General features: G+C 34.1%; 28 protein-coding genes, 4 tRNA genes and 11 pseudogenes. 9 read left to right on the forward strand and 34 right to left on the reverse strand.

Translation table 11 applies throughout. The features are described 5' to 3' along the window. Positions 1 to 6: 6 nt before the first annotated feature. The 26 genes and pseudogenes from PWK10_RS14720 to PWK10_RS14835 form a co-directional block, all read right to left on the reverse strand. Positions 7 to 464 (reverse strand): annotated as a pseudogene (locus PWK10_RS14720) (glycerol-3-phosphate responsive antiterminator). A gap of 9 nt (positions 465 to 473) precedes the next feature. Beyond that, complete coding sequence (locus PWK10_RS14725; RefSeq protein WP_342455812.1) at positions 474 to 749, reverse strand: DUF1667 domain-containing protein; 276 nt, start codon at positions 747 to 749, stop codon at positions 474 to 476. Between the two features lie 81 nt (positions 750 to 830). Then, a pseudogene (locus PWK10_RS14730) lies at positions 831 to 2088 on the reverse strand (NAD(P)/FAD-dependent oxidoreductase). A gap of 13 nt (positions 2089 to 2101) precedes the next feature. Then, positions 2102 to 3522 (reverse strand): annotated as a pseudogene (locus PWK10_RS20090) (FAD-dependent oxidoreductase). A 124-nt stretch (positions 3523 to 3646) separates the two neighbouring features. Beyond that, positions 3647 to 5140, reverse strand: a pseudogene (glpK, locus tag PWK10_RS14740) (glycerol kinase GlpK). A gap of 159 nt (positions 5141 to 5299) precedes the next feature. After that, positions 5300 to 5563 carry a hypothetical protein gene (locus PWK10_RS14745; protein ID WP_274766569.1) on the reverse strand — a complete coding sequence of 88 codons (264 nt, stop codon included), beginning with the start codon at positions 5561 to 5563 and terminating at the stop codon, positions 5300 to 5302. Positions 5564 to 5565: 2 nt separating this feature from the next. Further along, positions 5566 to 6051 carry a DUF6973 domain-containing protein gene (locus PWK10_RS14750; RefSeq protein ID WP_274766570.1) on the reverse strand — a complete coding sequence of 162 codons (486 nt, stop codon included), beginning with the start codon at positions 6049 to 6051 and terminating at the stop codon, positions 5566 to 5568. Next, on the reverse strand, positions 6015 to 6173 hold the full coding sequence (locus tag PWK10_RS14755; RefSeq protein WP_274766571.1) for a hypothetical protein: 159 nt from the start codon (positions 6171 to 6173) through the stop codon (positions 6015 to 6017). The genes PWK10_RS14750 and PWK10_RS14755 overlap by 37 nt, the downstream gene beginning before the upstream one ends. Positions 6174 to 6579: 406 nt before the next feature. Beyond that, positions 6580 to 7058 (reverse strand): annotated as a pseudogene (rlmH, locus tag PWK10_RS14760) (23S rRNA (pseudouridine(1915)-N(3))-methyltransferase RlmH). A gap of 105 nt (positions 7059 to 7163) precedes the next feature. Continuing rightward, positions 7164 to 8401: pseudogene (locus tag PWK10_RS14765) on the reverse strand (uracil-xanthine permease family protein). 198 nt (positions 8402 to 8599) lie between these two features. Next, entirely contained in the window at positions 8600 to 9652 is a 1053-nt protein-coding gene (locus PWK10_RS14770) for a S1C family serine protease (RefSeq protein ID WP_274766572.1), read from the reverse strand. A gap of 8 nt (positions 9653 to 9660) precedes the next feature. Further along, positions 9661 to 10447: pseudogene (locus PWK10_RS14775) on the reverse strand (MBL fold metallo-hydrolase). An 86-nt stretch (positions 10448 to 10533) separates the two neighbouring features. Further along, positions 10534 to 11317: pseudogene (locus PWK10_RS14780) on the reverse strand (ABC transporter ATP-binding protein). Between the two features lie 14 nt (positions 11318 to 11331). Further along, positions 11332 to 11574, reverse strand: coding sequence for an iron chelate uptake ABC transporter family permease subunit (locus PWK10_RS18980; protein WP_342455549.1), 243 nt, complete (start codon positions 11572 to 11574; stop codon positions 11332 to 11334). A 23-nt stretch (positions 11575 to 11597) separates the two neighbouring features. Continuing rightward, positions 11598 to 11891 carry an iron chelate uptake ABC transporter family permease subunit gene (locus PWK10_RS18985; RefSeq protein WP_342455550.1) on the reverse strand — a complete coding sequence of 98 codons (294 nt, stop codon included), beginning with the start codon at positions 11889 to 11891 and terminating at the stop codon, positions 11598 to 11600. Positions 11892 to 11928: 37 nt separating this feature from the next. Further along, positions 11929 to 12261 carry an iron chelate uptake ABC transporter family permease subunit gene (locus PWK10_RS14790; RefSeq protein ID WP_274766573.1) on the reverse strand — a complete coding sequence of 111 codons (333 nt, stop codon included), beginning with the start codon at positions 12259 to 12261 and terminating at the stop codon, positions 11929 to 11931. Positions 12262 to 12343: 82 nt separating this feature from the next. Beyond that, a complete protein-coding gene (locus tag PWK10_RS14795) occupies positions 12344 to 12910 on the reverse strand; it encodes a FecCD family ABC transporter permease (RefSeq protein ID WP_274766574.1) in 567 nt (188 codons plus the stop codon). 88 nt (positions 12911 to 12998) lie between these two features. Further along, complete coding sequence (locus PWK10_RS14800) at positions 12999 to 13313, reverse strand: iron chelate uptake ABC transporter family permease subunit (RefSeq protein WP_342455814.1); 315 nt, start codon at positions 13311 to 13313, stop codon at positions 12999 to 13001. Positions 13314 to 13409: 96 nt separating this feature from the next. Further along, complete coding sequence (locus tag PWK10_RS18990; protein WP_342455551.1) at positions 13410 to 13691, reverse strand: hypothetical protein; 282 nt, start codon at positions 13689 to 13691, stop codon at positions 13410 to 13412. After that, positions 13688 to 14341, reverse strand: a complete 654-nt coding sequence (locus PWK10_RS14805; RefSeq protein ID WP_342455552.1) for an ABC transporter substrate-binding protein — start codon at positions 14339 to 14341, stop codon at positions 13688 to 13690. The genes PWK10_RS18990 and PWK10_RS14805 overlap by 4 nt, the downstream gene beginning before the upstream one ends. A gap of 121 nt (positions 14342 to 14462) precedes the next feature. Continuing rightward, a complete protein-coding gene (locus PWK10_RS14810; protein ID WP_274766575.1) occupies positions 14463 to 14852 on the reverse strand; it encodes an HD-GYP domain-containing protein in 390 nt (129 codons plus the stop codon). Continuing rightward, entirely contained in the window at positions 14810 to 15247 is a 438-nt protein-coding gene (locus tag PWK10_RS14815) for a GGDEF domain-containing protein (RefSeq protein ID WP_274768308.1), read from the reverse strand. Before PWK10_RS14815 ends, PWK10_RS14810 begins: the two co-directional genes overlap by 43 nt. Positions 15248 to 15254: 7 nt before the next feature. Continuing rightward, positions 15255 to 15371: a diguanylate cyclase domain-containing protein gene (locus tag PWK10_RS14820; RefSeq protein ID WP_274766576.1), complete on the reverse strand. Its 117-nt coding sequence runs from the start codon at positions 15369 to 15371 to the stop codon at positions 15255 to 15257. After that, positions 15371 to 15799, reverse strand: a pseudogene (locus tag PWK10_RS14825) (PAS domain S-box protein); the annotation flags it as partial. The gene PWK10_RS14820 and the pseudogene PWK10_RS14825, both read right to left, overlap by 1 nt. A 135-nt stretch (positions 15800 to 15934) precedes the next feature. Next, entirely contained in the window at positions 15935 to 16231 is a 297-nt protein-coding gene (locus tag PWK10_RS14830) for a cache domain-containing protein (protein WP_274766577.1), read from the reverse strand. After that, positions 16228 to 16521 carry a cache domain-containing protein gene (locus tag PWK10_RS14835; RefSeq protein WP_274766578.1) on the reverse strand — a complete coding sequence of 98 codons (294 nt, stop codon included), beginning with the start codon at positions 16519 to 16521 and terminating at the stop codon, positions 16228 to 16230. The genes PWK10_RS14830 and PWK10_RS14835 overlap by 4 nt, the downstream gene beginning before the upstream one ends. A 161-nt stretch (positions 16522 to 16682) precedes the next feature. Between PWK10_RS14835 and PWK10_RS14840 the strand changes: the two are divergent. Next, positions 16683 to 17841: pseudogene (locus tag PWK10_RS14840) on the forward strand (NAD(P)-dependent malic enzyme). A 24-nt stretch (positions 17842 to 17865) separates the two neighbouring features. On the opposite strand, the gene PWK10_RS14845 reads toward PWK10_RS14840, so the two are convergent. Continuing rightward, positions 17866 to 19146, reverse strand: a complete 1281-nt coding sequence (locus PWK10_RS14845) for a UDP-N-acetylglucosamine 1-carboxyvinyltransferase (RefSeq protein ID WP_274766580.1) — start codon at positions 19144 to 19146, stop codon at positions 17866 to 17868. A gap of 175 nt (positions 19147 to 19321) precedes the next feature. On the opposite strand from PWK10_RS14845, the gene PWK10_RS14850 reads away from it, so the two are divergent. From PWK10_RS14850 to PWK10_RS20095, 4 genes are all read left to right on the forward strand, one after another. Further along, positions 19322 to 20101: a selenium metabolism-associated LysR family transcriptional regulator gene (locus PWK10_RS14850; protein ID WP_274766581.1), complete on the forward strand. Its 780-nt coding sequence runs from the start codon at positions 19322 to 19324 to the stop codon at positions 20099 to 20101. A 399-nt stretch (positions 20102 to 20500) separates the two neighbouring features. Then, positions 20501 to 20653, forward strand: coding sequence for a hypothetical protein (locus PWK10_RS14855; protein ID WP_274766582.1), 153 nt, complete (start codon positions 20501 to 20503; stop codon positions 20651 to 20653). 8 nt (positions 20654 to 20661) lie between these two features. Next, entirely contained in the window at positions 20662 to 21126 is a 465-nt protein-coding gene (locus PWK10_RS14860) for a S8 family serine peptidase (protein WP_274768309.1), read from the forward strand. Positions 21127 to 21140: 14 nt separating this feature from the next. Next, on the forward strand, positions 21141 to 21410 hold the full coding sequence (locus tag PWK10_RS20095) for a S8 family serine peptidase (protein ID WP_446715261.1): 270 nt from the start codon (positions 21141 to 21143) through the stop codon (positions 21408 to 21410). Positions 21411 to 21452: 42 nt separating this feature from the next. Here the strand turns inward: PWK10_RS20095 and PWK10_RS14870 are convergent, their stop codons facing one another. The 3 genes from PWK10_RS14870 to PWK10_RS14880 are packed head-to-tail and all read right to left on the reverse strand — an operon-like array spanning position 21453 to position 22647. Next, positions 21453 to 21737 carry a M23 family metallopeptidase gene (locus tag PWK10_RS14870; protein WP_274768310.1) on the reverse strand — a complete coding sequence of 95 codons (285 nt, stop codon included), beginning with the start codon at positions 21735 to 21737 and terminating at the stop codon, positions 21453 to 21455. After that, positions 21641 to 22246: a G5 domain-containing protein gene (locus PWK10_RS14875; RefSeq protein WP_274766584.1), complete on the reverse strand. Its 606-nt coding sequence runs from the start codon at positions 22244 to 22246 to the stop codon at positions 21641 to 21643. The genes PWK10_RS14870 and PWK10_RS14875 overlap by 97 nt, the downstream gene beginning before the upstream one ends. Next, the gene (locus PWK10_RS14880; RefSeq protein WP_274766585.1) at positions 22240 to 22647 is read right to left on the reverse strand and encodes a hypothetical protein; all 408 of its coding nucleotides are present in this window, start codon (positions 22645 to 22647) and stop codon (positions 22240 to 22242) included. Before PWK10_RS14880 ends, PWK10_RS14875 begins: the two co-directional genes overlap by 7 nt. A gap of 654 nt (positions 22648 to 23301) precedes the next feature. Here PWK10_RS14880 and PWK10_RS20100 point away from each other — a divergent pair. The 4 genes and pseudogenes from PWK10_RS20100 to PWK10_RS14900 all read left to right on the forward strand — a co-directional run. Further along, positions 23302 to 23462 (forward strand): annotated as a pseudogene (locus PWK10_RS20100) (DnaD domain-containing protein); the annotation flags it as partial. 111 nt (positions 23463 to 23573) lie between these two features. Further along, positions 23574 to 23861 (forward strand): DnaD domain-containing protein, encoded by a 288-nt coding sequence (locus PWK10_RS14890; RefSeq protein ID WP_274766587.1) that lies wholly within the window; start codon positions 23574 to 23576, stop codon positions 23859 to 23861. A 39-nt stretch (positions 23862 to 23900) separates the two neighbouring features. Then, the gene (locus tag PWK10_RS14895) at positions 23901 to 24506 is read left to right on the forward strand and encodes an ATP-binding protein (protein WP_274766588.1); all 606 of its coding nucleotides are present in this window, start codon (positions 23901 to 23903) and stop codon (positions 24504 to 24506) included. Between the two features lie 17 nt (positions 24507 to 24523). Continuing rightward, positions 24524 to 24892 (forward strand): ATP-binding protein, encoded by a 369-nt coding sequence (locus PWK10_RS14900; protein WP_274766589.1) that lies wholly within the window; start codon positions 24524 to 24526, stop codon positions 24890 to 24892. A gap of 64 nt (positions 24893 to 24956) precedes the next feature. Here the strand turns inward: PWK10_RS14900 and PWK10_RS14905 are convergent. From PWK10_RS14905 to PWK10_RS14920, 4 genes are all read right to left on the reverse strand, one after another. Continuing rightward, positions 24957 to 25032: transfer RNA gene (locus PWK10_RS14905), tRNA-Thr, on the reverse strand. A 3-nt stretch (positions 25033 to 25035) separates the two neighbouring features. Beyond that, positions 25036 to 25112, reverse strand: a tRNA-Asp gene (locus PWK10_RS14910). A gap of 3 nt (positions 25113 to 25115) precedes the next feature. Beyond that, a tRNA-Val gene (locus tag PWK10_RS14915) sits at positions 25116 to 25191 on the reverse strand. 3 nt (positions 25192 to 25194) lie between these two features. Then, positions 25195 to 25269 (reverse strand) — tRNA-Glu (locus tag PWK10_RS14920). Positions 25270 to 25304: the final 35 nt, after the last annotated feature.

Raw genomic sequence — 25304 nt, forward strand, 5'->3', positions numbered from 1 at the left:
CCGCAATTACCGGGACATTGATGTGGCGATGTATTTTTTGATCACCTTATATGCAAGGCCTGGCATGATCTCAACTGCATTTGGCCTATCTTCTAAAATGTTTTTTATCCCGGTTTCAAGGGATCTTGAATCTAATAAAAAATCCTTTGTATAGCAATTAAATTTTCATTTTTAATAGCCCTAATTAGGGTAGGTTTTGTCGTTATTATTCCATCAACACCGACATATTTTAAAAATCTCACCGCCTCTTCATCCTTCCCAAGGCCTTCCACTAAATCTATATGGGCAAACACCCTTTTTCCTTTGTTTTTTATCCTTTTAACAGTATCCTTTATATTTAAGATGCCCCCGCATAATAGGAAAACAACTTTAACATCCCTATCTAAGACCAAATCGACATCCTTAATATTTTTTATTGCTGCTATGATAGGATTTTGTTTTAAATCGTCAAGTATCTCCTTCATACAAAGCCCCTAATCTTTGATTCTCTCAACCCTTGATGTTGCAACAACATTAGCACCGGTTCCAAGAACATTTTCAATTATTATATCTCCGATATTGATTGGCGCTTTAGCTTCTACTTTGTTTATCTCCTTCATTATATCAAATATTTTGCTCTTTGGGACCTCCCTATCCGTTTTAACCGATAAAAGGGGTCTATCTCCACCCTTTACCTTGACGGTTGTTGTTATGATTCTTGTTGGGTTTATGATTTCATTTTTGCATAGTCTTCGCCTTTTTACATTTATTCCCTGTTACTTTAATTTCTCCGTTAATCTCAACCTGAAGTTGACATCCTAAGGGGCAGTTTATACAGGTCATATATTTTGTCATTCTGCCACCTCCTTAAGTTCAAAGATAAGCTCATCCTTCACCCTTTGAAGAATATCTTTAGATAATTTTACGCTCTCCATTTCTCCAGGCGTAACATGATTTTTCCTAATCCTAAATATTACATTGTCTCTATCCCTAACTATTAGATATACATTTTTATAGACATAATTAACCCTCATGTAAAAATTAACCTCTTCCCTTACATTTTGGGGTGAAATAAAATTAGGAACCACATATCTTATTCCATTCATCCCAATAGTCTTGAAGGTCTTTTCTCCTTTAAATCTTTCTCCTTTAATATATTTTGCTGCCCCATATCCTGCAATGTAACTTTCCATTGTTACATAATCAACAAGATCATGCACATGAACTACGTTCCCACAGGCAAAAATCCCATCTATGCTGGTTTCCATAAGTTCACTAACATATGCTCCGTTTGTAAGAGGATTTATAGCAATATCGGCTTCCTTTGATAGTTCATTTTCTGGAATAAGTCCAACGGATAAAAGCAAAGTATCGCATTCTATATACTTTTCCGTTCCAAGAAGTGGCCTTTTATTTTCGTCAACCTTTGCTATGGTGACTCCTTCTACCCTATTTTTCCCATGAATCTTTATAACCGTATGATTAAATAAAGGGGAATATCAAAATCCTCAAGACACTGAACTATATTTCTTTTTAATCCCGTTGAATAGGGCAGAATCTCAACCACCATTTTAACCTCTGCCCCTTCAAGGGTCATCCTTCTTGCCATTATAAGCCCTATATCCCCAGAACCTAAAATAACTACTTTTTACCAACCATATATCCTTCCATATTTACAAATCTTTGAGCAGAACCTGCAGTAAAAATACCTGCTGGTCTACTTCCTGGAATATTTAAAGCTCCCCTTGTCCTTTCCCTACATCCCATAGCAAGTATAACAGCCTTTGCTTTGATTTCCATTAATCCATCCTTAGGATTTAACGCTACAATTCTTTTATCCTTTGATAGATGAAGGACCATCGTATCCAATTTATATTCTATTCCTAAAGCTTCAACCTCATCTATAAACCTTTGAGCATATTCAGGTCCTGTAAGCTGTTCTTTAAATATATGAAGGCCAAATCCATTATGAATACATTGCTGTAATATCCCACCAAGCCTTTTGTCCCTTTCTAATATAAGTATATCATCAATCCCATTTTTCTTTGCCTCTATTGCAGCGGCAAGGCCTGCAGGTCCACCCCCGATTATAACTAGATCCCTTTCCATTTTCCCACCCCTTTTATTTTGTCCTTCCGGTTAAAATATAACTTCCTTCTTCTGATTTTAATATTCCCGTCATAGGAATATTAAGTTCCCTTGAAAGTATTTCAACTACCCTTGGCATGCAAAATCCCCCTGGCACCTTCCCATTCCTGCCCTTACTCTTCTTTTAACTCCATCTACTGTCCTTGCTCCTAAGGGCCTTTTTATTGCATTTACAATGTCCCCCTCCGTTATGTGTTCGCATCTACATATTATCCTTCCATATAAATTATTTTCATGAAGGGCATTTCTTTTCTCATCCTCTGTCATATTAATAAACAGCTTTGTATTTTTTCTTTTGTTTATAAAAGCAGCTTTTTTATTTAATCTTAATCCTTGATTTTCTAAAAGATTAACAACATATGGTGCAATTGCAACAGCTGCAGTTAACCCTGGTGATTCTATTCCTGCTGCATTAACAGCATTTTTGTAGGAATATTTATTACAAAATCACCTGTGCTGGGGTTGCCCTAACCCCTGCAAAGGAGGTTATTATGTCCCTTAGATTTAGGTTTTTAACGCTTCTATTTCCTCCCTTTATAATCTCCTCTATTCCTTCCCTTGATGTGGAAACATCATCCCTTATATTTATTTCTCTGGCATTTGGCCCTACAAATAAATTTCCATGAACAGTTGGCGCAACCAATATTCCCTTTCCTCTGTTTGAAGGGGGTTGAAATATGGTCCTTGTTACTAAATTTCCAGCAGATTTATCAAATAGGCAGTATTCTCCCTTCTTGGGATTATCCTGAATTTTTCTCCTCCCAGCATGTCGTTTATTTCATCTGAAAATAAGCCGGCAGCATTAACAAGATACATGGATTTAAAGGTGCCGTTATTTGTTTCTATTATAAAGTAATCTTTCTCTTTATATATTCTATTTACCTTCGTATTAAACATAAATTCAACGCCGTTTTCATTTGCGTTTTCAGCAAGGGCAATAGCAAGTTCAAAGGGTGATACTATTGCTGCAGTTTTAGCATAAAGGGCACCGACAACATTTTCCTGTAGGTTTGGCTCTAAGGATAAAACCGTATTCTTATCTATTATCGAAAGTTCCTTTACGCCGTTTTTTAAACCCCTCTCGTAAAGTGCCTCTATCTGCTTCATATCTTCATCATCAAAGGCTAAAACCAAGGAACCATTTCTTTTGTATGGAACATCTAACTCTTTGCAAATTTCCTCATATATTTGGCTTCCCAAAACATTAAACTTTGCCTTTAAAGTCCCCTCCTTTGCATCATAACCTGCATGAACGATTCCACTGCTTGCCTTTGTAGAGCCATTTGCAACATCATTGCTTTTTTCTATTACAAGGCACTTTAAATCGTATCTTGAAAGCTCCCTTGCAATGCTCACTCCTACTATTCCAGCCCCAATTATGATAACATCAAACATAAGTTTGCCCCCTTAAAACAAATTAAGCCATGGAAAAAGACCACCTTAAGTGGTTTTTCCCATGGCTCTCAACTCTCGCCAAAATATTCTATTAATTATATTTTATCACAAATAATAAATCCAATCAATCCTCCTTTTCCCATAAAAGAGCCCTTCTAACAGCCCTATGCCATCCTTTGATGAGCTTTTCTCTTTTTCATCCTCCATATTAGGCTTAAATTTCTTGTCTACTGACCAATTATTAATTATCTCCTCCTTATCCCTCCAAAAGCCAACTGCAAGCCCTGCCAAATAAGCCGCTCCAAGTGCTGTTGTTTCAATTACCTTTGGTCTATATACGTCAACGTTTAAAATATCCGCTTGAAACTGCATTAGAAAATTATTTGCCGAAGCTCCACCATCCACCCTTAGCTGCTGCAAGTTTACTTTAGAATCCTCCTCCATTGCCTTTAAAACATCCATAGTTTGATATGCTATAGACTCAAGGGCTGCCCTTATAATGTGTTCCTTTTGGCACCCCTTGTAAGTCCAACGATAGTTCCCCTGGCATACATATCCCAATAGGGAGCTCCCATACCTACAAAGGCAGGAACAAGATAAACCCCGTTGGAATCCTCAACAGCCGTTGCATATTCTTCGCTATCTGCTGCAGTCCTTATCATCCTTAGCTCATCCCTTAACCATTGCACAACAGCTCCTGCCATGAATATACTTCCCTCAAGGGCATATTCTACTTTGCCATCAACACCCCAAGCTATTGTGGTTAAAAGCCCCTTCTTTGATTTAACAGGCTTTTCACCTGTATTCATTAACATAAAGCATCCTGTTCCGTATGTGTTTTTGCCATTCCCTTTTCAAAACATCCTTGCCCAAATAATGCCGCCTGCTGATCCCCTGCAATCCCTGATATTGGAATTTCACCACCTATAACGTCTGTTGCAGTATAACCATATATGCAGCTTGATTCTTTAACCTCAGGCAGCATGGATTTTGGTATGTTTAAAATTTCTAATATCTCATCATCCCACTTTAATTCATATATGTTGTATAGCAAAGTTCTTGATGCGTTAGAGTAATCCGTAACGTGCACCCTTCCGCCGGTTAAATTCCAAATAAGCCAGGTGTCAATGGTTCCAAACAAAAGCTCACCCTTTTCAGCCTTTTCTCTTGCACCTTCAATATTATCCAGGATCCATTTTATTTTAGTCCCTGAAAAATAGGCATCTAAAACAAGACCTGTTTTTTCCCTTATAAGATCTGCATATCCTCTATCCTTTAAATCATCACAAATTCCCGAAGTCCTCCTGCACTGCCAAACTATGGCATTGTATATGGGCTTTCCAGTTATTTTATCCCATACAACTGTTGTCTCCCTTTGATTTGTAATCCCTATTGCAACAATATCTCCTGATGTAAGCCCTGCCTTTGCCATAGCCTCATTGGCAACTCCGATTTGTGTTGCCCATATTTCAATCGGGTCATGTTCAACCCAACCTGCCCTTGGATAAATTTGAGTAAACTCCTTTTGGGCAATTGAAACTATATTTCCTTCCTTATCAAAAACTATTGCCCTTGAACTTGTCGTCCCCTGGTCTAATGCTAAAATATACTTTGACATCATAACCCCCCAAAAAGCCGCAATACTACCTTTGTAGCATTGCGGCTCTCACTTCTCTGCCATACAAGATTATTTTAACATAAATGAATTAATTTTTACAATATTATGAATTATTTTAGCTAATTTTATTTTATGTATTTTAATCATATTGTTTAAAATTTATTTATTTTCCTTAATATAATACATAAAAATAAAATACAAATTTAAAATGATTGCAATAGCTATAATATATATTATATAATTATTAACAATATATGTAATGTCACCCATAATATAAATTCTCAAAAGATTTATTTTAATTTCTTTTAATCCCTCACTTTGAAGAACCAATCTAACGACATCATTTAGTTTGTTTATAAAAAATATATTTGAGAAAAACAGTATAATTTGTAATATTAAATTAGATATTAATATCTTTTTCATAGCTATTTCCTTTCACCTTCCGAGTTTGTATTAACTAATTTATTATTAACTATTCTTTTCATTTTTCCATTTCTTACCATGCCTTGTATTATATCGGCTATTTCTGTATCTGATTTAGATTCTTTTCCTAAAACAGCTTTTCTACCTACTTCATTATTATATAAATCCATTTCTTTTTCAATAGATGGTTGTCCTACTGCTCCTTCTTCATGTGCTGTAGCCCAATCTAACGCCCAATTGTAGTCAATATGTTTAACCATCATAGCATTCCAATAAGCATGCCTGAAAGCATCACCATTTCCATTATGCAAGCCTTCACTATATCTCTTTTCCGTTTCATCCATAGCTTTTTTACCTTGCCAAATTGCTTTTAACCCTTTAAAAGGATTTTTATTGTATAGTTCTTGCTCCTTTGGGTTTAATGAAACTGGTGCTGGGTAAGAAAGTCCATTTATATTATCATAAAGTATGTTTTCATTATTATACAAATATTTCTTTTCCATTTCTTTTTTATAAAATCATTTATTTCTTCCTCTGTTGCATTAGGGTTTTCGTTAATATACTCATTAACTTTATCAATAAAATATTCAACATCCTCTATTCTAATCATTTTCCCATAATTTATTTCTTTAATTTTTATGTTTATCTTAGACTTTAAGTCAATTACTTTAGCATTTGCTAAGGATTAACCTAATATCATAAATATTAACGCAAAAACGATAATATTACAAATGAACTTATTGGCTTTTTGCCTTTTCCCCATTTTTCTCACTCCCCATACCAAAAACTCTTGAATCTTATTTTTAACATTTTAAAGTTATGCTAAAGATGTCCTATGATTATATTTATAAAATCATTATAACTCATAATTCCCCTTTCCCATTAGATAACAATTTAACATTAATTTTAAAAATAAATTCTAAGAATTTTATAATTTTTTCAAGAAATTAACATTTGTTAAAAAGTGCTTAATTAGAAATTTGCGGATTTATATAATTAATCTACAATTTGTTTTCTTATTTGTGATACGGTTCACCGCTAATTATCCTATAAGCCCTATAGATTTGCTCAAGTAAAATCAAACGCATAAGCTGATGGGGAAGGTCATTTTAGAAAAAGATAGCTTAAAATCTGCTCTATTTAGAACCGATTTAGATAATCCTATTGAGCCTCCTATTATAAAGGCAATGCTGCTTTTACCCTCTATAGCCCTTTGACTTAAAAATTGTGCAAATTCCTCGGATGATAGATGTTTCCCTTGAATATCAAGGGCAACAACGAACATATTCTCCTTTATATGTTTTAAAATATTTTGGCCTTCCTTATCCTTTATGTTTTCCTCTTCCCGTTGAGATAAATTCTCCGGTGCCTTTTCATCAGGAACTTCTATTATTTCAACCTTAGCATATTTTGAAAGCCTTTTTAAATATTCATTAATGCCTTCTTTTAAATATTTTTCCTTTAGCTTGCCTACAGAAATTATAGTTAAGTTCATATTCTCCTCCTTTAAAAGCTTTTGTTTATAATACAATTTTATTTACAATGAAAACTATTGTAAAGTAAAAAGCTACCCCACCTTAAGGGGTAGCCTACTTATATTTTATTCTCTGTTTAGAACTAAATTCACTATAACCCCAACTATTGCTGCAAAGCTAAGGCCTTGTATTTTTACCGTTTCTGTTATAGGAATACCTATATTTATTCCTGTATATGATGGTAACAGTCCTAGAATAAGAACTGTAGCCATAACTATTATATTCTTTACATTAAATTTCACTTTGCTGTTTTTTATCGTCTGAACTCCTATTAGGGCTATCATCGAATACAACATAAAGCTAATTCCGCCCATTACTGGAACCGGAATAGACTTTAAAAATCCTCCAACCTTACCTATAAATCCTAGAATCATCGCAAAGACTGCAGTCATTCTAAGAATTGATGGGTCATAATTTTTGTAATCGCTAAAACTCCTGTATTTTCGCCATAGGTTGTATTTGCAGGTCCACCTATAAATCCTGCCGCCATGGTTGCCAAACCATCGCCTAAAAGCGTTCTATTAAGCCCTGGGTCCTTTATAAAATCCTGTCCTACAACCTGTCCGTTTGTTGTAATATCGCCTATGTGTTCCATAAACACCGCAAGAACAACCGGTGCTATAATCGCTATTGCTGCCAAGTCAAATTTAGGTAAAGTAAAGTGTGGGATTTCTATTAATTTGGCTGCCGATATGCTGGATGTATCAACTATTCCTAAGGCAGCTGATAGAATATATCCAAATGTAACACCTACTATTATTGACAGCTGTTTTAAAAGTCCCTTGCCAAACAATGTTACCATAACTGCAACTAAAAGCGTTGCTATTGAAACCAAATAATTCGTCTTTGCACTGTTATAGGCCACAGGAACCAAGTTTAAACCTATTACCATTATCATAGGTCCTACAACCTGTGCAGGTAAAAATCTTTTTATCCTTTCAACCCCTATTCTTTGAACCACTAAGGATACTAAAACATAAATCAATCCTGCAACTACTATCCCGCCCTGTGCATATCTTAAGTCTCCAAAGGATTGTTTTACAGCAATTATCCCTGGGATAAAGGCAAAGGATGAACCTAAGAAAACCGGAACCTTTTTCTTTGTGCAAAGGTGGAATATCATGGTTCCAAGACCTGCTGAAAATATAGCCACCGATGGGTCAAGACCTGTTAAGATAGGAACCAAAACTGTGGCCCCAAACATCGCGATAAGATGTTGAACTGCCAAGATTATTCTTTTTAGTCTTTCAAATAAAGTAAGTTCCTGAGCTAACTGTCCTTTTAATACTATTTTTTCTTGCATTTTAAAACCTCCTTTTTCAGCCTCGCTGGACTGATTTAAAAGTTTTGGGCATAAAAAACTTCCTACCATGAGAGGTAAGAAGTTGTGTCCAATATTATGCAAAACCTTTAACATCTTACCAGCCTCACGGGACTGATTTAAAGACCTCTTTTATTATCTTTTATATGATAACACATTATTTAATAAAAATCAATAGCTTTATCTAAAAACATCCACTGAAAGATTATCGATGGAATCCAAAAGAACTTCAACTTCTCTTACCATACCTATTGGATTTTTAATCTTTAAAATTACCTTGCTTCCAATTTCCTTTAAATACAATTCCCTTTTAAGGTCTACAACTTTGTTAACCTCCACACCGTCTATAGAAAGGATGACATCCCCCTCTTTAATTCCTGCCTTAAAACCTGGACCATCCTCTATAACCTCATAAACATATATTCCTCTGTCTATGTTGTAATTATAATATCGTGCTGTTTCAACATCAAATACCTTAAGCCCTAACGTTAGCGGCTTAAATTCTCCCTTTTCCCTTAGAGATTTTAATATCGGCTTAATTATATTTATTGGAATTGCAAAGCCTATCCCCTCATATTCAGAAGCTTTAACGGAGTTTATACCTATAACCTCACCCCTAAGATTTATAAGGGGGCCTCCGCTGTTTCCCTTGTTTATTGCTGCATCCGTTTGGATTAAATCCTCCATAAACTTTCCCTTCTCAATCTCAATGGTTATATCCTTACCGCTTATGATGCCAGCCGTTACAGTCCTGTGATACCTTAAATTTAAAGGGTTCCCTATGGCAAGAACGCTATCCCCTATATTTATAAGGTTTGAATCCCCTAAGGTTACCTCCTTAAGATTGTCCGCTTCTATCTTTATTATAGCAAGGTCCAAGACCCTGTCCTCAAAAACAACATTGCCGGTAAATTCTCTACCATCCGTTAAGGTTATGATCATATTCTTATCAAGGACATGGCTGTTGGTGGCGATAAATCCGTCTTGGTCGATTATAAAGCCAGATGCAACTTGTCCTTTGCTGGATATCGAAACTACCGAAGGCAAAACCTTGTTTGCTGCATAGGAAAAGTCGGTAGTTTTTTCAATGATAATCCTGTTTTCAATTTTGTTTTCCTCTTTACCTTGTGTTGCAGCAGGAAAAAAGGTAACCATCAAAAATGCACCAATTACTGCACCTAAAAGTGAAACCACAAAATAAGAAAAAGGGAAGGTCTTCTCTCCTCCATACAAACCACCTTTTAGATAGATTGAACCCTCCCAACCCTATCTCTATGGGCAATGTCGATTATTATATCTTCTCCATCCCTTACTCCATTCATCTCTAAAATTGAAATAACCGTTCTTAAGGCAAGCTCAGGGTAGTTGTTAGTTTGGCTTAAATGCCCAAGCATGACCTTTTTATCCTTTGGTTTAATATTTCTAAAATCGTTTTTGCTGCATCTTCGTTGGAAAGATGTCCTCTGTCGCTAAGTATTCTCCTTTTTAAATGATATGGATATGGACCTATCTTTAAAAGTTCAACATCATGATTTGATTCTAAAAGTATAAAATCAGAATCCTTTATGTTTTCTTTAACCTCTTTGCTGGAGTGGCCTATATCCGTTGCTATGGATATTTTTTGTTTTTATGGTAAAAGGAATATCCAACAGGGTCCACCGCATCATGGGGTATTTTAAAGGGTTTTATGAATATATCTCCAATCTCAAAACCTTCATAGCCTTCAAATACCTTTATATTGTGAAGCTTTACCTCACCAATGGCCTTATAAATTGCATTCCATGTATTAGTATTAGCATAAATAGGAATATTAAACCTTCTTGATAAAATTCCTGCCGCCTTAATATGGTCATCGTGTTCATGGGTTATCAGTATACCTTTTATTTCCGTAGGATCTATTCCAATTTCCTTTAATCCCTCTTGAACTTTTTTCCTTGTAAGGCCTGCATCTACTAAAAGCTTAGTCTTTTCTGTTCCTACATAAAGACAATTGCCACTACTTCCGCTGTATATTGAACAAAACTCCATAGAATCTCCTCTTTCGAATAAAATATATCAAGCTATATTATAATTCTTTATTATTGAAATAACAATAAGTAAAATAAAAGGATTGATTAACTCATCAAATCATATGTCACACATACAGGTTTATTATATTTAGAATCATAAATTATTTCAGCATCAATATTAAATATTCCTCTTAGATTTTCTTTTGTTATAACATCTTCAGGTTTTCCTTCACAAACTATTTTGCCACTCTTAATACCTATAATATAATCAGAAAATCTTGCTGCATTGTTAAGTTCATGTATTACCATTACTATAGTTCTTTTTCTTTTTTGTTTAATTGTTCAAGTAATCTTAAAATTTCCAGTTGATGTTGTATATCGAGATAAGTGGTCGGCTCATCTAGCAAAAGAATCTCTGTTTGTTGGGCAAGTGCCATAGCAATCCATGCCCTTTGTCGTTGTCCCCCGATAGCTCCTCTAAAGGTCTATCCTTAAATTCCTTCATACCAACCACATCAATTGACCAGTCTATAATTTCCCTATCATCTTTATTTAAACTTCCAAATCCACTTTTATAAGGGAATCTTCCATAGGAAACCAAATCTTCAACACAAAGCCCTAAAGGTGCAACTGGGCTTTGGGGTAAAAATGCCATTATCTTTGCAATTTCCTTAGGATGTTTTTCTAATATATCTTCACCTTTAATATATATCTTACCTTTTTTAGGATTAATAACTCTTGCGATAGTTTTTAGTATCGTTGATTTACCACATCCGTTGGCACCAATTATTGCAGTTATTTTACCTTTTGGTATATTTAGATTTAAATTTCTTACTATTTCATAATTATCATAAGCAATACTTAAGTTTTCAGTTTTTATAATATGCATACAAATCTCCCTAATCATTGTTTTAACATTAAATATATAAAATACGGAACTCCTATAAAAGATACTATTATACCTACTGGCATTTCTCCAATTAAAATTAAGTTTCTTGAAAAAATATCTGAAACCAAAAGAATCATTGTCCCTATCAATGCAGATATAGGTATCAAATATTTATGTTTTGCTCCAATCAATTTTCTTGCAATATGCGGTGAAATAAGTCCTATAAATGCAAGGGTTCCAGAAATCGAAGTTGCCATTGATGCTAATAATACAGAAATTATTAAAAGCTTTCTTTTTCTTTCTCTAGTTCTATTCCAAGCCCTACCGAAATTTCATCCCCTAAACTAATAACATCAATATACCTTGACTTATAATAAGCTATAAACGAAATCACTACTATCCCTGGGAAAACAGCCAAAACATATCTCCAATCAGTTCCCCACAAACTTCCAAGGGTCCAAATAATAACTCTATTAAATTCTTGAGTTGTAAATCTAAGTTGAAATATTATTAAAAGGGCAGTAAATATGGCATTAATTCCAATTCCCGTTAAAATCAATCTATTTGCATCCATCCCTTTTTCCATGCAAAAATGTATATCAAAAGAGCTCCTAAAAAGCCCCTACAAAAGCAACTAAAGGCATCGTAAAAATGGTAAAGTTGCTTATTCCATCATAAACATTTCCATTCATATAGTATATATACATAACAACCGCAAGGGCTGAACCTGAACTAATTCCAATTATTCCAGGATCCGAAAGGTCATTTCTTGTTATTCCTTGTAAAATAACCCCTGATATGGAGAGGGCGGTTCCAACTAAAATAGCCATAATAATCCTTGGCAATCTTATATTCCAAATAATCAAATTATGTTTTTTACTCCCTTGTCCTATAAAGGTTCTTAATATATCAATAGGTTGTATTTTGTAAGAACCTACACTCAAACTAATAATTATTGTAATCAGGATAATAATTAATAATACTGCAAAAGTAGCAAAAATTTTTTATATTTTCCTTTTATATTTTTCAAATTCCTCTATGCCCCCTTCTGATAAGATAAATAAAAATAGGAGCACCAATTAAAGCTGTTAATGAACCTATTGGCGTCTCATATGGTTTATTTATCATTCTTGCAACTATATCACTATAAACAAGTAGGTTTGCCCCCATTAAGATTGACGTAGGTATAATACGTTTATAGTCAGTTCCCACCAAAAATTTTACAATATGTGGAACTATAAGTCCTACAAAGGCAATATTTCCTGCCACTGAAACCGAGCTTCCACTTAATAAAATAACTGCAACAATTGCTATTAGCCTTACTAAATTAATTCTAACACCTAAACTTGTTGCAACCTCATCTCCTAAACTTATAATTGTTATCTTATGTGAAATAAGAATTGATATCACTATCCCTACAATACCTAAATAAAACAACAATTTTAATGAAGTCCATTTTGATGTTGACAATCCCCCAGAAATCCAAAAGCTAAGCTGCTGTGAAAGATTAAATATCATAGCAATCGCAGTTGCTAAGGATATGAGTAAAGTTCCTATTGCAACGCCTGCAAGGGCAAGTCTTATAGGATCCACTTTTTTATCCTTCTCGAACTAATAAAATAAACCAACATACCACTAAAGGAAGAGCCTAAAAAGGATATTAACATCAATTCTAAGCTTGCTACGCTTTTTTCATCGCAAGAAAAACTGCAATTGTAAATATTGCTCCCTGAGTAATTCCTATTATCGACGGTTCTGCTAAAGGGTTTCTTGTAATCCCCTGCAATATTGCACCCGATACAGATAAATAAGCCCCAACTAAAGCAGCTGAAAGGACCCTTGGAATTCTAATGTCCCAAATAATCTGTGAATTTATTCCTTCTCTTGATATAAAAATGCTATTTACTACCTCAGTAAACCTTATATTTTTAGCTCCAAAGGATATGGATAGAATTATTCCAAAAACAAGATTAGAATGAGAATTAAATTTATATATAAAAAACTTTTTCTTATATTAAAATGCATTTAATCACTCCCGTAAGAAAAGTAAGGATGACATAAGTTAACCTTAAGTCACCCTTTTACTAACCTGTTATTTTGTTAATTGAGTTTTTAAAATATCTAAAAGCAACTCCTTTCCGATTGGTTCGTAACTTTGACCAAAATATGGAGAACTATCAAGATAAATTACCCTTCCTTCTTTAACAGCTCTTATATTTTTCCATATTGAACTTTCTTCAAGTGCTTTCTTATCAGTCTCTGTAGCTAAAACTATTAAATTATCTGAGTCTATCTGTGATAAACCTTCAAGGGTTACAACAGGAAGACTAATATTTTCTTGTTTAGGAAGATTAGCTGGTTTGTTTAATTTCATATCATTATAGATAATATCTCCAATTCCTGCGTTACTAAATACAAAGAATTGTCCTGCACTTGCAAGCACAGAAAGGTAACTTTCATTTTCTCTTTTTCTCTAATTTTATTTCCTATTTCCTGGGCCTTTTTGTCATATTCCTCTAACCACTTCATTGCAACATCTTTCTTATCAAGAAGTGTTGCAACATCTACCATCTTGCTTCTCCAATCATTGTCATATTCCTTTAATACAATAACAGGTGCTATCTCCTTTAATTGATTATAAATTTTTTCCTGTCTTTGGCTCATTATTATAAGATCAGGATTAGTCTCTATAATTCCCTCAACATCCATTGTGTCTGACATATAGAAGCCGACTATCTTTGAACCATTTAGCCTGTCCTTTAAATATGAAGGGAATTCCGTCGGTTTATAAGGATCAGTGTTTGCAGTGGCAACTGGAGTAAATCCTAAAATCAACAATATTTCGCTGGATCCAGAAATATCAACTATTCTCTGAGGATTAGCTGGTATTTCAACATCACCCTTTATAGTTTTAACTACTCTCTTTTCGTTATTTTGATTTGCTGTTTGTGTTTGCTTAGAGCATCCAGAAAAAATACCTACTAAAATCATTAAAGATAGTGCAATTACCAATATTTTCTTCATGTTTTTCCTCCTCTTATGTAATGATATTCATTATCAACTATAAACAATAATCATTATATCATAATTTTTACTCTTGTCAATAAAAAATCCTAAAAGGCTTTTTCCTTTTAGGATTGCATTATTATTCAAAAACCTCCAAAAACACATTCGCAATCTTAGGGTCAAACTGAGTTCCTGAACATCTTTTTATCTCTTCTATGGCCTCCTCGTGGGTTTTAACTATATTGTAAGGTCTTGAATTTGTCATGGCATCATATGCATCAACAACGGCTAGGATTCTACATTCTACTGGGATTTCTTCACCCTTAAGACCTAATGGGTAGCCTTTTCCATCCCATCTTTCATGATGTTTAAGTATAAGATCTGCTATTCCTGCAAGCTCTGGTGAGGATACCGCAATTCTATATCCCTTTTCAGGGTGACTTTTTAGAATCTCCCATTCTTCATCCGTCAAAGGCTCCCTTTTGTTTAATATATCATCTGATATTGCAACCTTCCCAAGATCATGCATATCTGATAATAGCAAAAGATTATTTTTTGAACCTCACCAAGCCCCATCTTTTCTGCCATTTTATGTGCCATTTTCTTTACCCTTTCAGTATGCCCTTTAGTTACATAATCCTTCTCTCCCAAGGCAGCCATCAGAACATTTAAAATCTGGTTTCTTGAACTTGTCTTATCCAAAAGCTTATTCTTATACATATTGTTATCAGCTTCCTTAAAGCCAACTTTAAAATCCCTATTATCATCTTTTACCGCCATCCCAAGGGCAACGCTTAAGGTTAAAATCCTTTCGCTAACATTTTCATTATGTTTCTCTATATTATGTTTTATGTTATTTAAAACTTCCTCAACTTCTTTTGCTTGTGTATTAGGGAGTAAAATTAAAAACTCATCTCCCCTAATCTAAACACTACATCCTTATCCCTTTTGATTCTAATAAAATCTTTGAAAAGGAAATTAAAAGTTTATCACCATATAAATGGCCTAAGGTATCGTTAACAAGTTTTAGACCATTAACATCTGCCATTATAATTCCAAGGGCAAGTCGCTATGCTTTATATTTTTAACAAAACTATTAAAATATCTAAAATTATAAAGCCCAGTTAATGTATCATGGTAACTTAAATACTTAAGATCTTTTTCATATTTCTTCTGTGTTGTTATATCCGTATAAATCCCAAAGCCACCATAGATGCGTTCGTTTATCTTGATTAAAATGCTTCTAATTAAAACATTAACAGGTTTTTTCTCTTTATTAAACCTTACTGTTTCAACATTGCAAAATCCATTTTGAAAAACTTGATTACTAATTTGTCGCGCTTCCTCAATATACATTTCATCTGTAATTAAATCATCTATATGTCTTCTTATACACTCTTCCTTTTTATATCCAAATATTTTCTCAAAGGATTTGTTTACATCTACGATAAGCCCTGATTTATCAAATTCAACTAAAGCATCAGGGAGTTTTCAAAAGAATTTTTCTTTTTAAAGTCTCCTCCTTGAGCCTTCTATAATCAGAATTCAGTCTGTAAATATAGGATATAAACAAGATTATTGTAAATAATACTATATGGTAAATTGCAGATTTTATTGAAAAAGAAGTTTAAACATTGACTTAAATGTGTTTTGAACATACATGCCTGTTCCTATATATGCTTCTATCTCCGGGATTCCCTTTATATAGGAAAGCTTAAATTGATGTTCGCTAGAACCTGGAGGTGCAGAATAATAAGAAACATAAGACCCTTCTGGACTTTCCTTTGCCGCCTTGACAAGTTCCCTTATAACATAAGTCCCCTTTATATCTTTATAATTCCAAAAGTTTTTCCATTCCTTTTCCCTCTCAAAGGGTTGAACTATATATGTTCCATCGTAGCTACTCATAAAAATATAATTTTTGAATACTCATCATCATAGGTCATCCTTCTTACTAAATCAGCAATTCTTTCTATAGCCTCTTTCTTTGTTATCTTTCCCTGTCTTTTTAATTGTAATATAGGTGAAATAGCATTATATACCATATCGATCTTTTGCTTTAGCTCATTCTTCCTTTGAATTTCAACCTGATAATAAAATTTATCAGTTAATATTTTTACATAATAGATTTGAAAAAGCATCAGCAAAAGTAGTAAAAAGGCAAAAGCCTTAAATACAAATGATCTATTTTTATGCATATAGCTTATCCCCCTCCTTTAAAATCATTATATGGTAAAATTCAAGCTATATCAACAATTGTTGACAAATTTCGTAGTAGATTAATGTTTTATAAATTTCTTTATATATCGTATAATATCATTAGAATATAAGTTTTCTTTATTATAAGGAGAGTGATATTATGTCGATTTACGATGAAGCCCTATCCTTTCATGAAAGGGTTAAAGGAAAGATAGAAGTGATATCAAGGGTGGAAGTTAATAATTCAAAGGATTTGTCCCTCGCCTATACACCTGGAGTTGCACAGCCATGTCTTGAGATACAAAAATATCCAGATAAAGCCTACATATATACAAGAAAGTGGAATACTGTTGCTGTAATATCCGACGGAAGTGCCGTATTAGGCCTTGGTGATATAGGTCCTTTAGCAAGCCTTCCAGTCATGGAGGGTAAATGCGTCCTTTTTAAAAAATTTGCAGATGTTGATGCATTTCCTATTGTTATAGATTCTAAAGATGTTGATGAGATAGTTGAAACAATCGTTAGAATATCAAAGGGATTTGGTGGAATAAATTTAGAGGATATATCTGCACCAAGATGTTTTGAAATTGAAAAAAGCTCAGGGAAAGACTTGACATTCCGGTATTTCACGATGATCAGCACGGAACTGCTGTTGTAACCTTGGCTGCCCTTACTAATGCCCTTAAGATAGTAAATAAAAAATTAAATGAAATAAAAATCGTTGTAAACGGTGCCGGTGCCGCAGGATGTGCAATTACAAAACTTCTTTTGTCGTCAGGTGCTAAAAATATTATAGTTTGCGACAAAAAGGAGTTTTAGATCCTAATGGTGATATTGATAATGCTAAAAGGGAACTTGCAAACCTTACAAATCCAAACGGTGAAAGGGGCCTTTTAAAGGATGTTATAAGGGGTGCCGATGTATTTATTGGAGTTTCTGCTCCTAATGTTTTAACTTCTGAAATGGTAAAAACTATGAACAAAGATTCAATAATTTTTGCCATGGCAAACCCAACGCCAGAGATTTTCCCTGATGAGGCAAAAAAGCCGGTGCAAGAATTGTAGGAACAGGAAGGTCTGACTTTGATAATCAAATTAACAATGTCCTTGCCTTTCCTGGGATTTTTAGAGGTGCCCTAGATGCAAGGGCAAGGGAAATTAATGAAGATATGAAAATAGCAGCAGCCCTTGCTATTGCAAATTCCGTAGAAGAAGATAAATTAAATGAAAATTATATTATTCCAAAAGCCTTTGACCTTAAAGTATACAAAGGAAGTTGCAAAGGCTGTTTACGATGCTGCTATAAAAGTAAGGCAATAAAATAAAGGTGGGAAAATCCCACCTTTATTCAAAATACTCTCTATTGTCGGTTATCCTAATTATGCTAGCACCTAGTTTTCTTAATTTTTCTTCTATTTTTTCGTAGCCCCTATCTATATGCCTTACATGTGTAACTGTTGTCGTTCCTTCCGCTGCAAGACCAGCAATAACAAGGGCTGCACCTGCCCTAAGGTCAGTTGCCATAACCTCAGCCCCTGAGAGCCTTTCAATTCCGTCTATAATTGCTATTTTTCCTTCAACCTTTATATTCGCTCCCATCCTTTTTAGCTCATCAACATGTTTAAATCTTCCTTCCCAAATGCTCTCTGTAACAATGCTTCTTCCTTCTGATACTGAAAGTAAAGTTGTAAAGGGCTGCTGAATATCCGTTGGGAATCCTGGATAAGGAAGAGTCTTTATATTCACTGCCTTAGGTCTTTTATCGCAGCTAACCCTTATAGAATCCTCATACTCTTCAACATTAACTCCCATTTCTATAAGCTTTGCAGTCATAGATTCAAGATGCTTTGGGATAACATTTTTAATTAGAACATCTCCTTTTGTGATGGCTGCTGCAACCATGTATGTTCCCGCCTCTATTTGATCCGGTATTACAGAATAATCGCATCCCTTTAGCTTATCTACTCCAACTATTTTTATAACATCTGTTCCAGCACCCTTTATATTTGCCCCCATCGAGTTTAAAAAGTTTGCAACGTCAACAACATGGGGCTCCCTTGCAGCATTTTCAATTATAGTAATTCCTTCTGCCTTACATGCAGCAAGCATTATATTTATAGTAGCACCAACTGAAACAACATCAAGGTATATATTTGCACCCTTTAGGCCATTCGGTGCTTCAGCCTTGATATATCCATGTTCTATTGTAACCTTTGCTCCTAAGGCTTCAAATCCCTTTATATGCTGATCTATAGGCCTTACCCCTATTGAACATCCTCCTGGGAAGGCAACTTCTGCTTTTTTATACTTTCCAAGAAGTGCCCCTAAAAGGTAATAGGATGCCCTCATCGTCCTTACATTTTCACCATGGGCGCTATATGTTTTAATCGTATTTGGATTTATCTTAACATGCCCGTCCCTTTCAGAAGTTAAAGATATTCCCATATCTATCATTATATTTTCAAGGCATTTAATATCTTGTATATCAGGGATATTATCTATATTACAAAGGCCATCATCCGCCAAAATAGAAGCAGGAAGTATAGCAACAGCAGCATTTTTGGCACCGCTTATATTCACTTCTCCAAATAGCCTTTTTCCACCTTCTATCTGTAGTTTATCCATCTCCACCCATCCTTTGCTTTTCTTTAAACTATAAATCCGTAACTTTTATTATATCATTTTCTTCTTCTTAATGTAACTACTTTTTTCTGGTAAATTATAAAGTTTATCGTTTTTTTAAATATTTACTATTGAAAGTATTTATAAAATAAAATATATTAAAAATAGGGGTGAATCAATGGATTTTAAACAAATTGAAGCTTTTATCAACGTAGCTAAATTTAAAAGTTTTTCTAAAGCAGCCGAAGCAATATTCCTATCTCAGCCGACAATAAGTGCCCATATATCAAACCTTGAAAAGGAACTTAATACAACTTTATTTGACAGAAGCAGCAAGGAAGTTAATTTAACTCCCGCAGGAAAAATATTTTTCGACTATGCCCTAAACCTTTTAAACATAAGAAACAACGCAATATATTCCATAAACGAATTTCAAAAAAGTATTACAGGAAAATTAAATATTGCCTCCAGCACAACACCCTGTAGATTTTTATTACCATCTTTGGTTAAAAAATTCACAGAAAATTATCCCTCTGTAGATTTTGACGTTAAGGAGGACAGCACTAAAAACGTAATAGGACTTGTTTTAAACGGAGATGTTGAGCTTGGTATAGTTGGAGAGACCATATGCGATGAAAGGCTTGAGTATAAAAAAATAGCAGACGACAATCTTATACTGATAAGTTCTCCCGATGTTCCTTCAATAAATAGCATAGAAGATATGATAAAGGAAAAATTCATCTTAAGGGAGAGCGGTTCTGCCACAAGGAATGTTTTCGAAGAGTTTTTAAGCTCTAATGGGCTTTTAGAAAAAATAAAGGTTGCTATTGAAACGAGCAGTCTTGAAGCGGTATTACAATTTGTAAAGAATGGACTTGGGGTTTCGGTTGTTTCTGAACTTGCCTGTGAAGATTATATTAAGGCAGGTTATATAAAAAAGCATGATGTAAAAATCTAGACTTAAAAAGGAATATTTATTTAGTCCTTCATCAAAAAAGAACTCTTTCACCTGCAGCAAGGGCCTTTAAGGAATTTATAAGTAACATTTAAAGGAATTTTGCATATAATATAATGCATAAATTTTTAGAGGGTTAATATGTTTTTTTAAATAAAAAAATTGACCCCTATTTAAAAAACTTAATGAAGATCAATTTAAAAGCAAAATTCCAGTTATCATATCCTTAAGGGAAGACTCTAAAAAATAAAAAGTAAAATAACATCATCAAACGGTAAAATAAAATGGGAATACGAAAACATAAGGGCTATATCCTGTGAGCTTTCCTCCCTTTCTATAGATTATATAACTGAATATCCCGAGGTTTCCTTTATATGTTATGACTATAAGGGTAATCTTTGCTTGAAAAATGCTGAAAAACTTATAGGTTTAAGTTATCCTAAACTTTTCAAATTAACAGGAAAGGGAATAGGAATAGGTGTAGTAGACACTGGAGTATATCCTCATCCAGACCTTACAATCAAACGAAATGCAATAATTTTTTTAAGGATTTAATTAACGGAATTGAAAAGCCCTATGACGATAATGGTCATGGAACATTTATATCAGGATGTATTGCAGCCTCTAAATATACTTCAGACATTGAAGGAATAGCTCCTGATTCAAATATTGTTATGATAAAGGCCTTCGATGCCTCTGGAAAGGGATTTTTATCGGATGTAATTAAGGCTATTGATATCCTTATAACATATTCAGAAAGTTTTAACATAAGGGTAATCAATCTTCCCTTTGAATTCGACATAAATGTAAATATAAATCCATTAGAAGAGATAATTAAAATAGCTCTTTCAAAGAATATTGCAGTGGTGGCGCCATCTGGAAACTCAGGGCCCCAAAGCTTTTCCATTCATTGCCCGGGAAATATCGATGAGGTAATAACCGTCGGCGGTGTCGAGTTCGGTGGAAATATGAAAAATATAAGGGTTTGTAGTTTCTCTGGAAGGGGACCTACTTTTAAAAAACCGTAAAGCCAGATATTGTAATGCTGGCATCCAACGTTAAATCATTGGCTTCCGATATAACATATATCCCTGGCAGAACATCAAATTTGTTAAATGCGTATACTGTTAAATCCGGAACATCCATTGCTTCTGCTATAATTTCAGGTGCAATTGCAGTAATCCTGGAAAAAACGCCAAATTTAACTCCTAAGGATATAAAATCAATCTTAAGCCTATCTACGATAGGAATTGGCGAAAACAAGTTTTCACAAGGGAAAGGATTATTTGTTTTTGACAAGATATTAAAGTAAAGATAGAGCCCTTTATCTTATATCAAAGATAAAGGGCTCTTGTTATCTTATATATTTTAAAGGATTTTTAGGAACACCGTTTTTTCTAACCTCAAAATGAAGGTGAGGTCCTGTTGAACGGCCTGTGCTTCCTACTGCCGCTATCTTTTGTCCTCTATCTACATATTCGCCTATGCTAACATATATTTTACTTGCATGTCCGTATACTGTATGGTAGCCATCACCATGTTTTAAAATAACGCACTTTCCATAGCCACTTTTCCAACCTGCATAGATAACCTTTCCTGAGGCTGCAGCGTATATAGGTGTCCCTGTTGGGGCTGCAATATCAACCCCTCGTGCATTCTTCCCCATCTATATCCAAATCTTGATGTTATCCTTCCTCTTGATGGCCTTATAAAGCCTCCAAAGGCCATGTAGGAGGAGCTTGTTTTCTTCCCACCAACAATTAAAATTTCGTCCTTAGGTTCTTTTAAAACTTTGGAAGATAAAACATCCTCTTGGATTACGTCATCGTTTAATATATAAACCTTCTTTTCAACATAGGCAAGACCATTTTGTCCTTCTTCCTTAACCTTTTCTATGCCTTGTTTTAAGCTTTTATCGATTATCTTCTTTGTATCATAGGGTATTTCTTCCTTGGCATTTATCATAGCAACAATTTCCACATTAACGTATGGCTTTTTCTTTATGAATTTAATCTTTTGTCCTATCTGGATCTTATCTATATTAAGATCAGGGTTTGCAAGTTTAATATCCTCGATAGAAATGTCGTTTTTCAAGGAAATATCCCAAACGGTATCTCCCTGTTTTACTTCATATTCATAGGTTAGCATTTGCCCATCTGCAATTTTTGAAGGATATCATCTGTATCCATTGTGTTTTTGTAGTAGTCAAAGGTTTCAACAGCCTCAATGTTTTCCTTTATAGTAGCTGAGATTATCTTCACATCTCCCTGAACCTTTGGATAATAGTATTTTTTAATTTTATCTAAGAGACTTTGATAATCCTCATAATATTTTACCTTTGCTATTTCCTCTCCGTTTATCTTGATGCTATAAACCTTTGCCTTAAGCCCTAGTTTTTCTCTTATATTATATTCCAATTCCTTTTCAGATAAAAAGTTTGTCTTTAGAAAATTTACCCTTTCATAGGATATTGAGTTTAAAGGAGATTCACCATCTGTTTCCTTAATGGAATTTAAAACATTTTTATATGTCTCAATACCTTTAACCACACCAATCTTACTGCCGTTTATCTTTACTATGTAGGCAGATTCCTTGTCTATATTTATGTCAATGCAGCTTACTGCAACGAATATTCCAACTAAAAAGCCCAGGATAGAAAAAATGTCGATTTTTTGTAAAATTTAAGGTTTTTGACTAATTTTGACAAAAATCAACTTTACCTTCTCCTTGCACCTTCTTTCCCCCTTTCTCTTTAGCTCACATTTTTTAGTATACAATAATAAAAAAATTTTTGCAACCTAGTATATTTTATGCAACATTTTAACTATTTATTTCTATTTGTTTTAACCCCCTTAAACTGATATAATATATTAAAGCAATAAAAAGAGGTGTATCACCATGGCAAATATTAAAATAAATTCTCCATTGCTGGATTTTATTCCTGTTCCCTATGAATTTTTGAAAAACATCTTAAGGATATAAACGGTGACTTTTTAAAGGTTTACCTTATGATATTAAAATTAGCCTATGATGGCCTTGAAATTCCAACATATAAATTAGCAAAGGATCTTAATATGCTCGAGGGCGATGTTATAAAGGCAATTGAATACCTTCAAGAAATAGGAATACTTTTTATTAACAACGACGGCTCCTTGTCCTTTACACACTCAAGGAGAGACGACTTTTCCCAAAGCCTTCAAGAAATGCTTATAAATATAGAAAAAATAATTGCAAGGCCTTTGTCAACTAAGGAAATTTCTACGTTTATTGGATTTGTGGAGGATTTTAAATTTCCACCTGAGGTTGTTAATCTTTTGGTAGAATACTGTGCATCAAAGCAAAAACCGACATAAGATACATAGAAAAGGTTGCTATTGCTTGGCATGAAAGCAATATTAAAACCATCGAAGATGCACAGGCACATTTAAATCGATTTGATGAAAGGTGGAATAGATTTAAAGAAATACTTAATTTTATGGGGATTAAAGATTTAGAAATATCAAAACCTCAAGAGGAACTTCTTGATAAATGGATTTATGATTATAAATTTTCCGATGAACTTATTAAGGAAGCCTGTAGAATATGCGTTAAAAGGATAAATGAAATCAATTTTAATTATGTTGATGCCATATTGAACGACTGGCACAAAAATAACATAGATTCGCTGGATAAAATAAAAAATATGACAAAAAACAAAAAGTTGCAAATAAGCAAACACAAAATTATTTCAACAGTTATGGTGGTCAGAGAAAATACGATATAAAGGAACTTGAAAAAATGCTCCTTTCAAGGAGGGATAACGTTGAGAAGCAGGATAATAGCTGAAATTATGGAGGATTATGAAAAACTTCAAAATGAGGCAAAGGCAAGGCAAAAGGAAAGAATTGAAAAGGTTTATTCAAAAATCCCAAGAATTAAAGAAATTGATGAAGAAATAAAAAAGCTTGGGATTTCGATGGCAATGGCTGTTGTAGGCGGTGAACAAGCAGAGGAAATAATAGAAAACACAAAGGAAAAAATAACTAATTTAAAAATAGAAAAAGGGGAGCTTTTATCCTTTTATAAAATTCCCCTTGATTACATGGAAATCAAATATAAATGTGAAAAATGCAAAGACACTGGATTTATAGGTTCGGAAAAGTGCTCCTGCTTTAAGCAAAAGCTTATAGATAAGCTTTATCAGCAATCAAATTTAAAGGAGATACTAAAAAGGGAAAACTTCGATACCTTTGATATAAACCTTTATTCAAATGAAATTTATCCTGGAGAAGCTACATCACCAAGAAAAAATATGGAAAGGATTTTTACCGATTGTCTTAATTTTGTCCAAAACTTTGATAATATAGACAGGAGCCTCTTTTTCTATGGAGGTTCTGGTCTTGGTAAGACCTTTTATCCCACTGTATAGCAAAAGACCTTTTGGATATGGGAAAGGTTGTTATATATCAGACAGCTCCAGATCTTATAAACATTATTAAAAATTCCAGATTCGACGAAAATTCCCAAAGGGAAGTCATTGAAGACATATTGGACTGCGATCTTTTAATAATAGACGACCTTGGAACTGAACCTAATAGCACAGGTTTATCCCAGTTGGAATTATTTAATATCTTGAACGCAAGGCTTTTAAAGAATAAAAAGATGATAATTTCCACAAATCTTCCCCTTGAAGACTTTGACTCCATATATGCCGAGAGGATAAAATCAAGGATATTCGGTTCCTTTGATGTTTATAAATTCTTTGGAGACGATATAAGAATTAAAAAATGGATAACTAAATCTTCCATATCATAAAAAGGGTAGGCTTTTGCTTACCTTTTTGTAAAAATTAAAAGTCCTAGCATTGCTAGGACTTTTATGGAGCCGGCTATAGGACTTGAACCTACAACCTACTGATTACAAGTCAGTTGCTCTACCGATTGAGCTAAGCCGGCATATGGCGACCCAGAAGGGGCTCGAACCCTCGACCTCCGGCGTGACAGGCCGGCACTCTAACCAACTGAGCTACTGGGCCGTATGGTGGGCACCACAGGGCTCGAACCTGTGACCCTCTGCTTGTAAGGCAGATGCTCTCCCAGCTGAGCTAGGCGCCCAAATGGTGACCCCTAGGGGATTCGAACCCCTGTTACCACCGTGAAAGGGTGGTGTCTTAACCACTTGACCAAGGGGCCACACGACATTTTCTATTATACAATGACATAAAAAA

Source organism: Caloramator sp. Dgby_cultured_2 (genome assembly GCF_028872215.1).
GTDB classification, from domain to species: Bacteria; Bacillota; Clostridia; order Clostridiales; family Caloramatoraceae; genus Caloramator; species Caloramator australicus.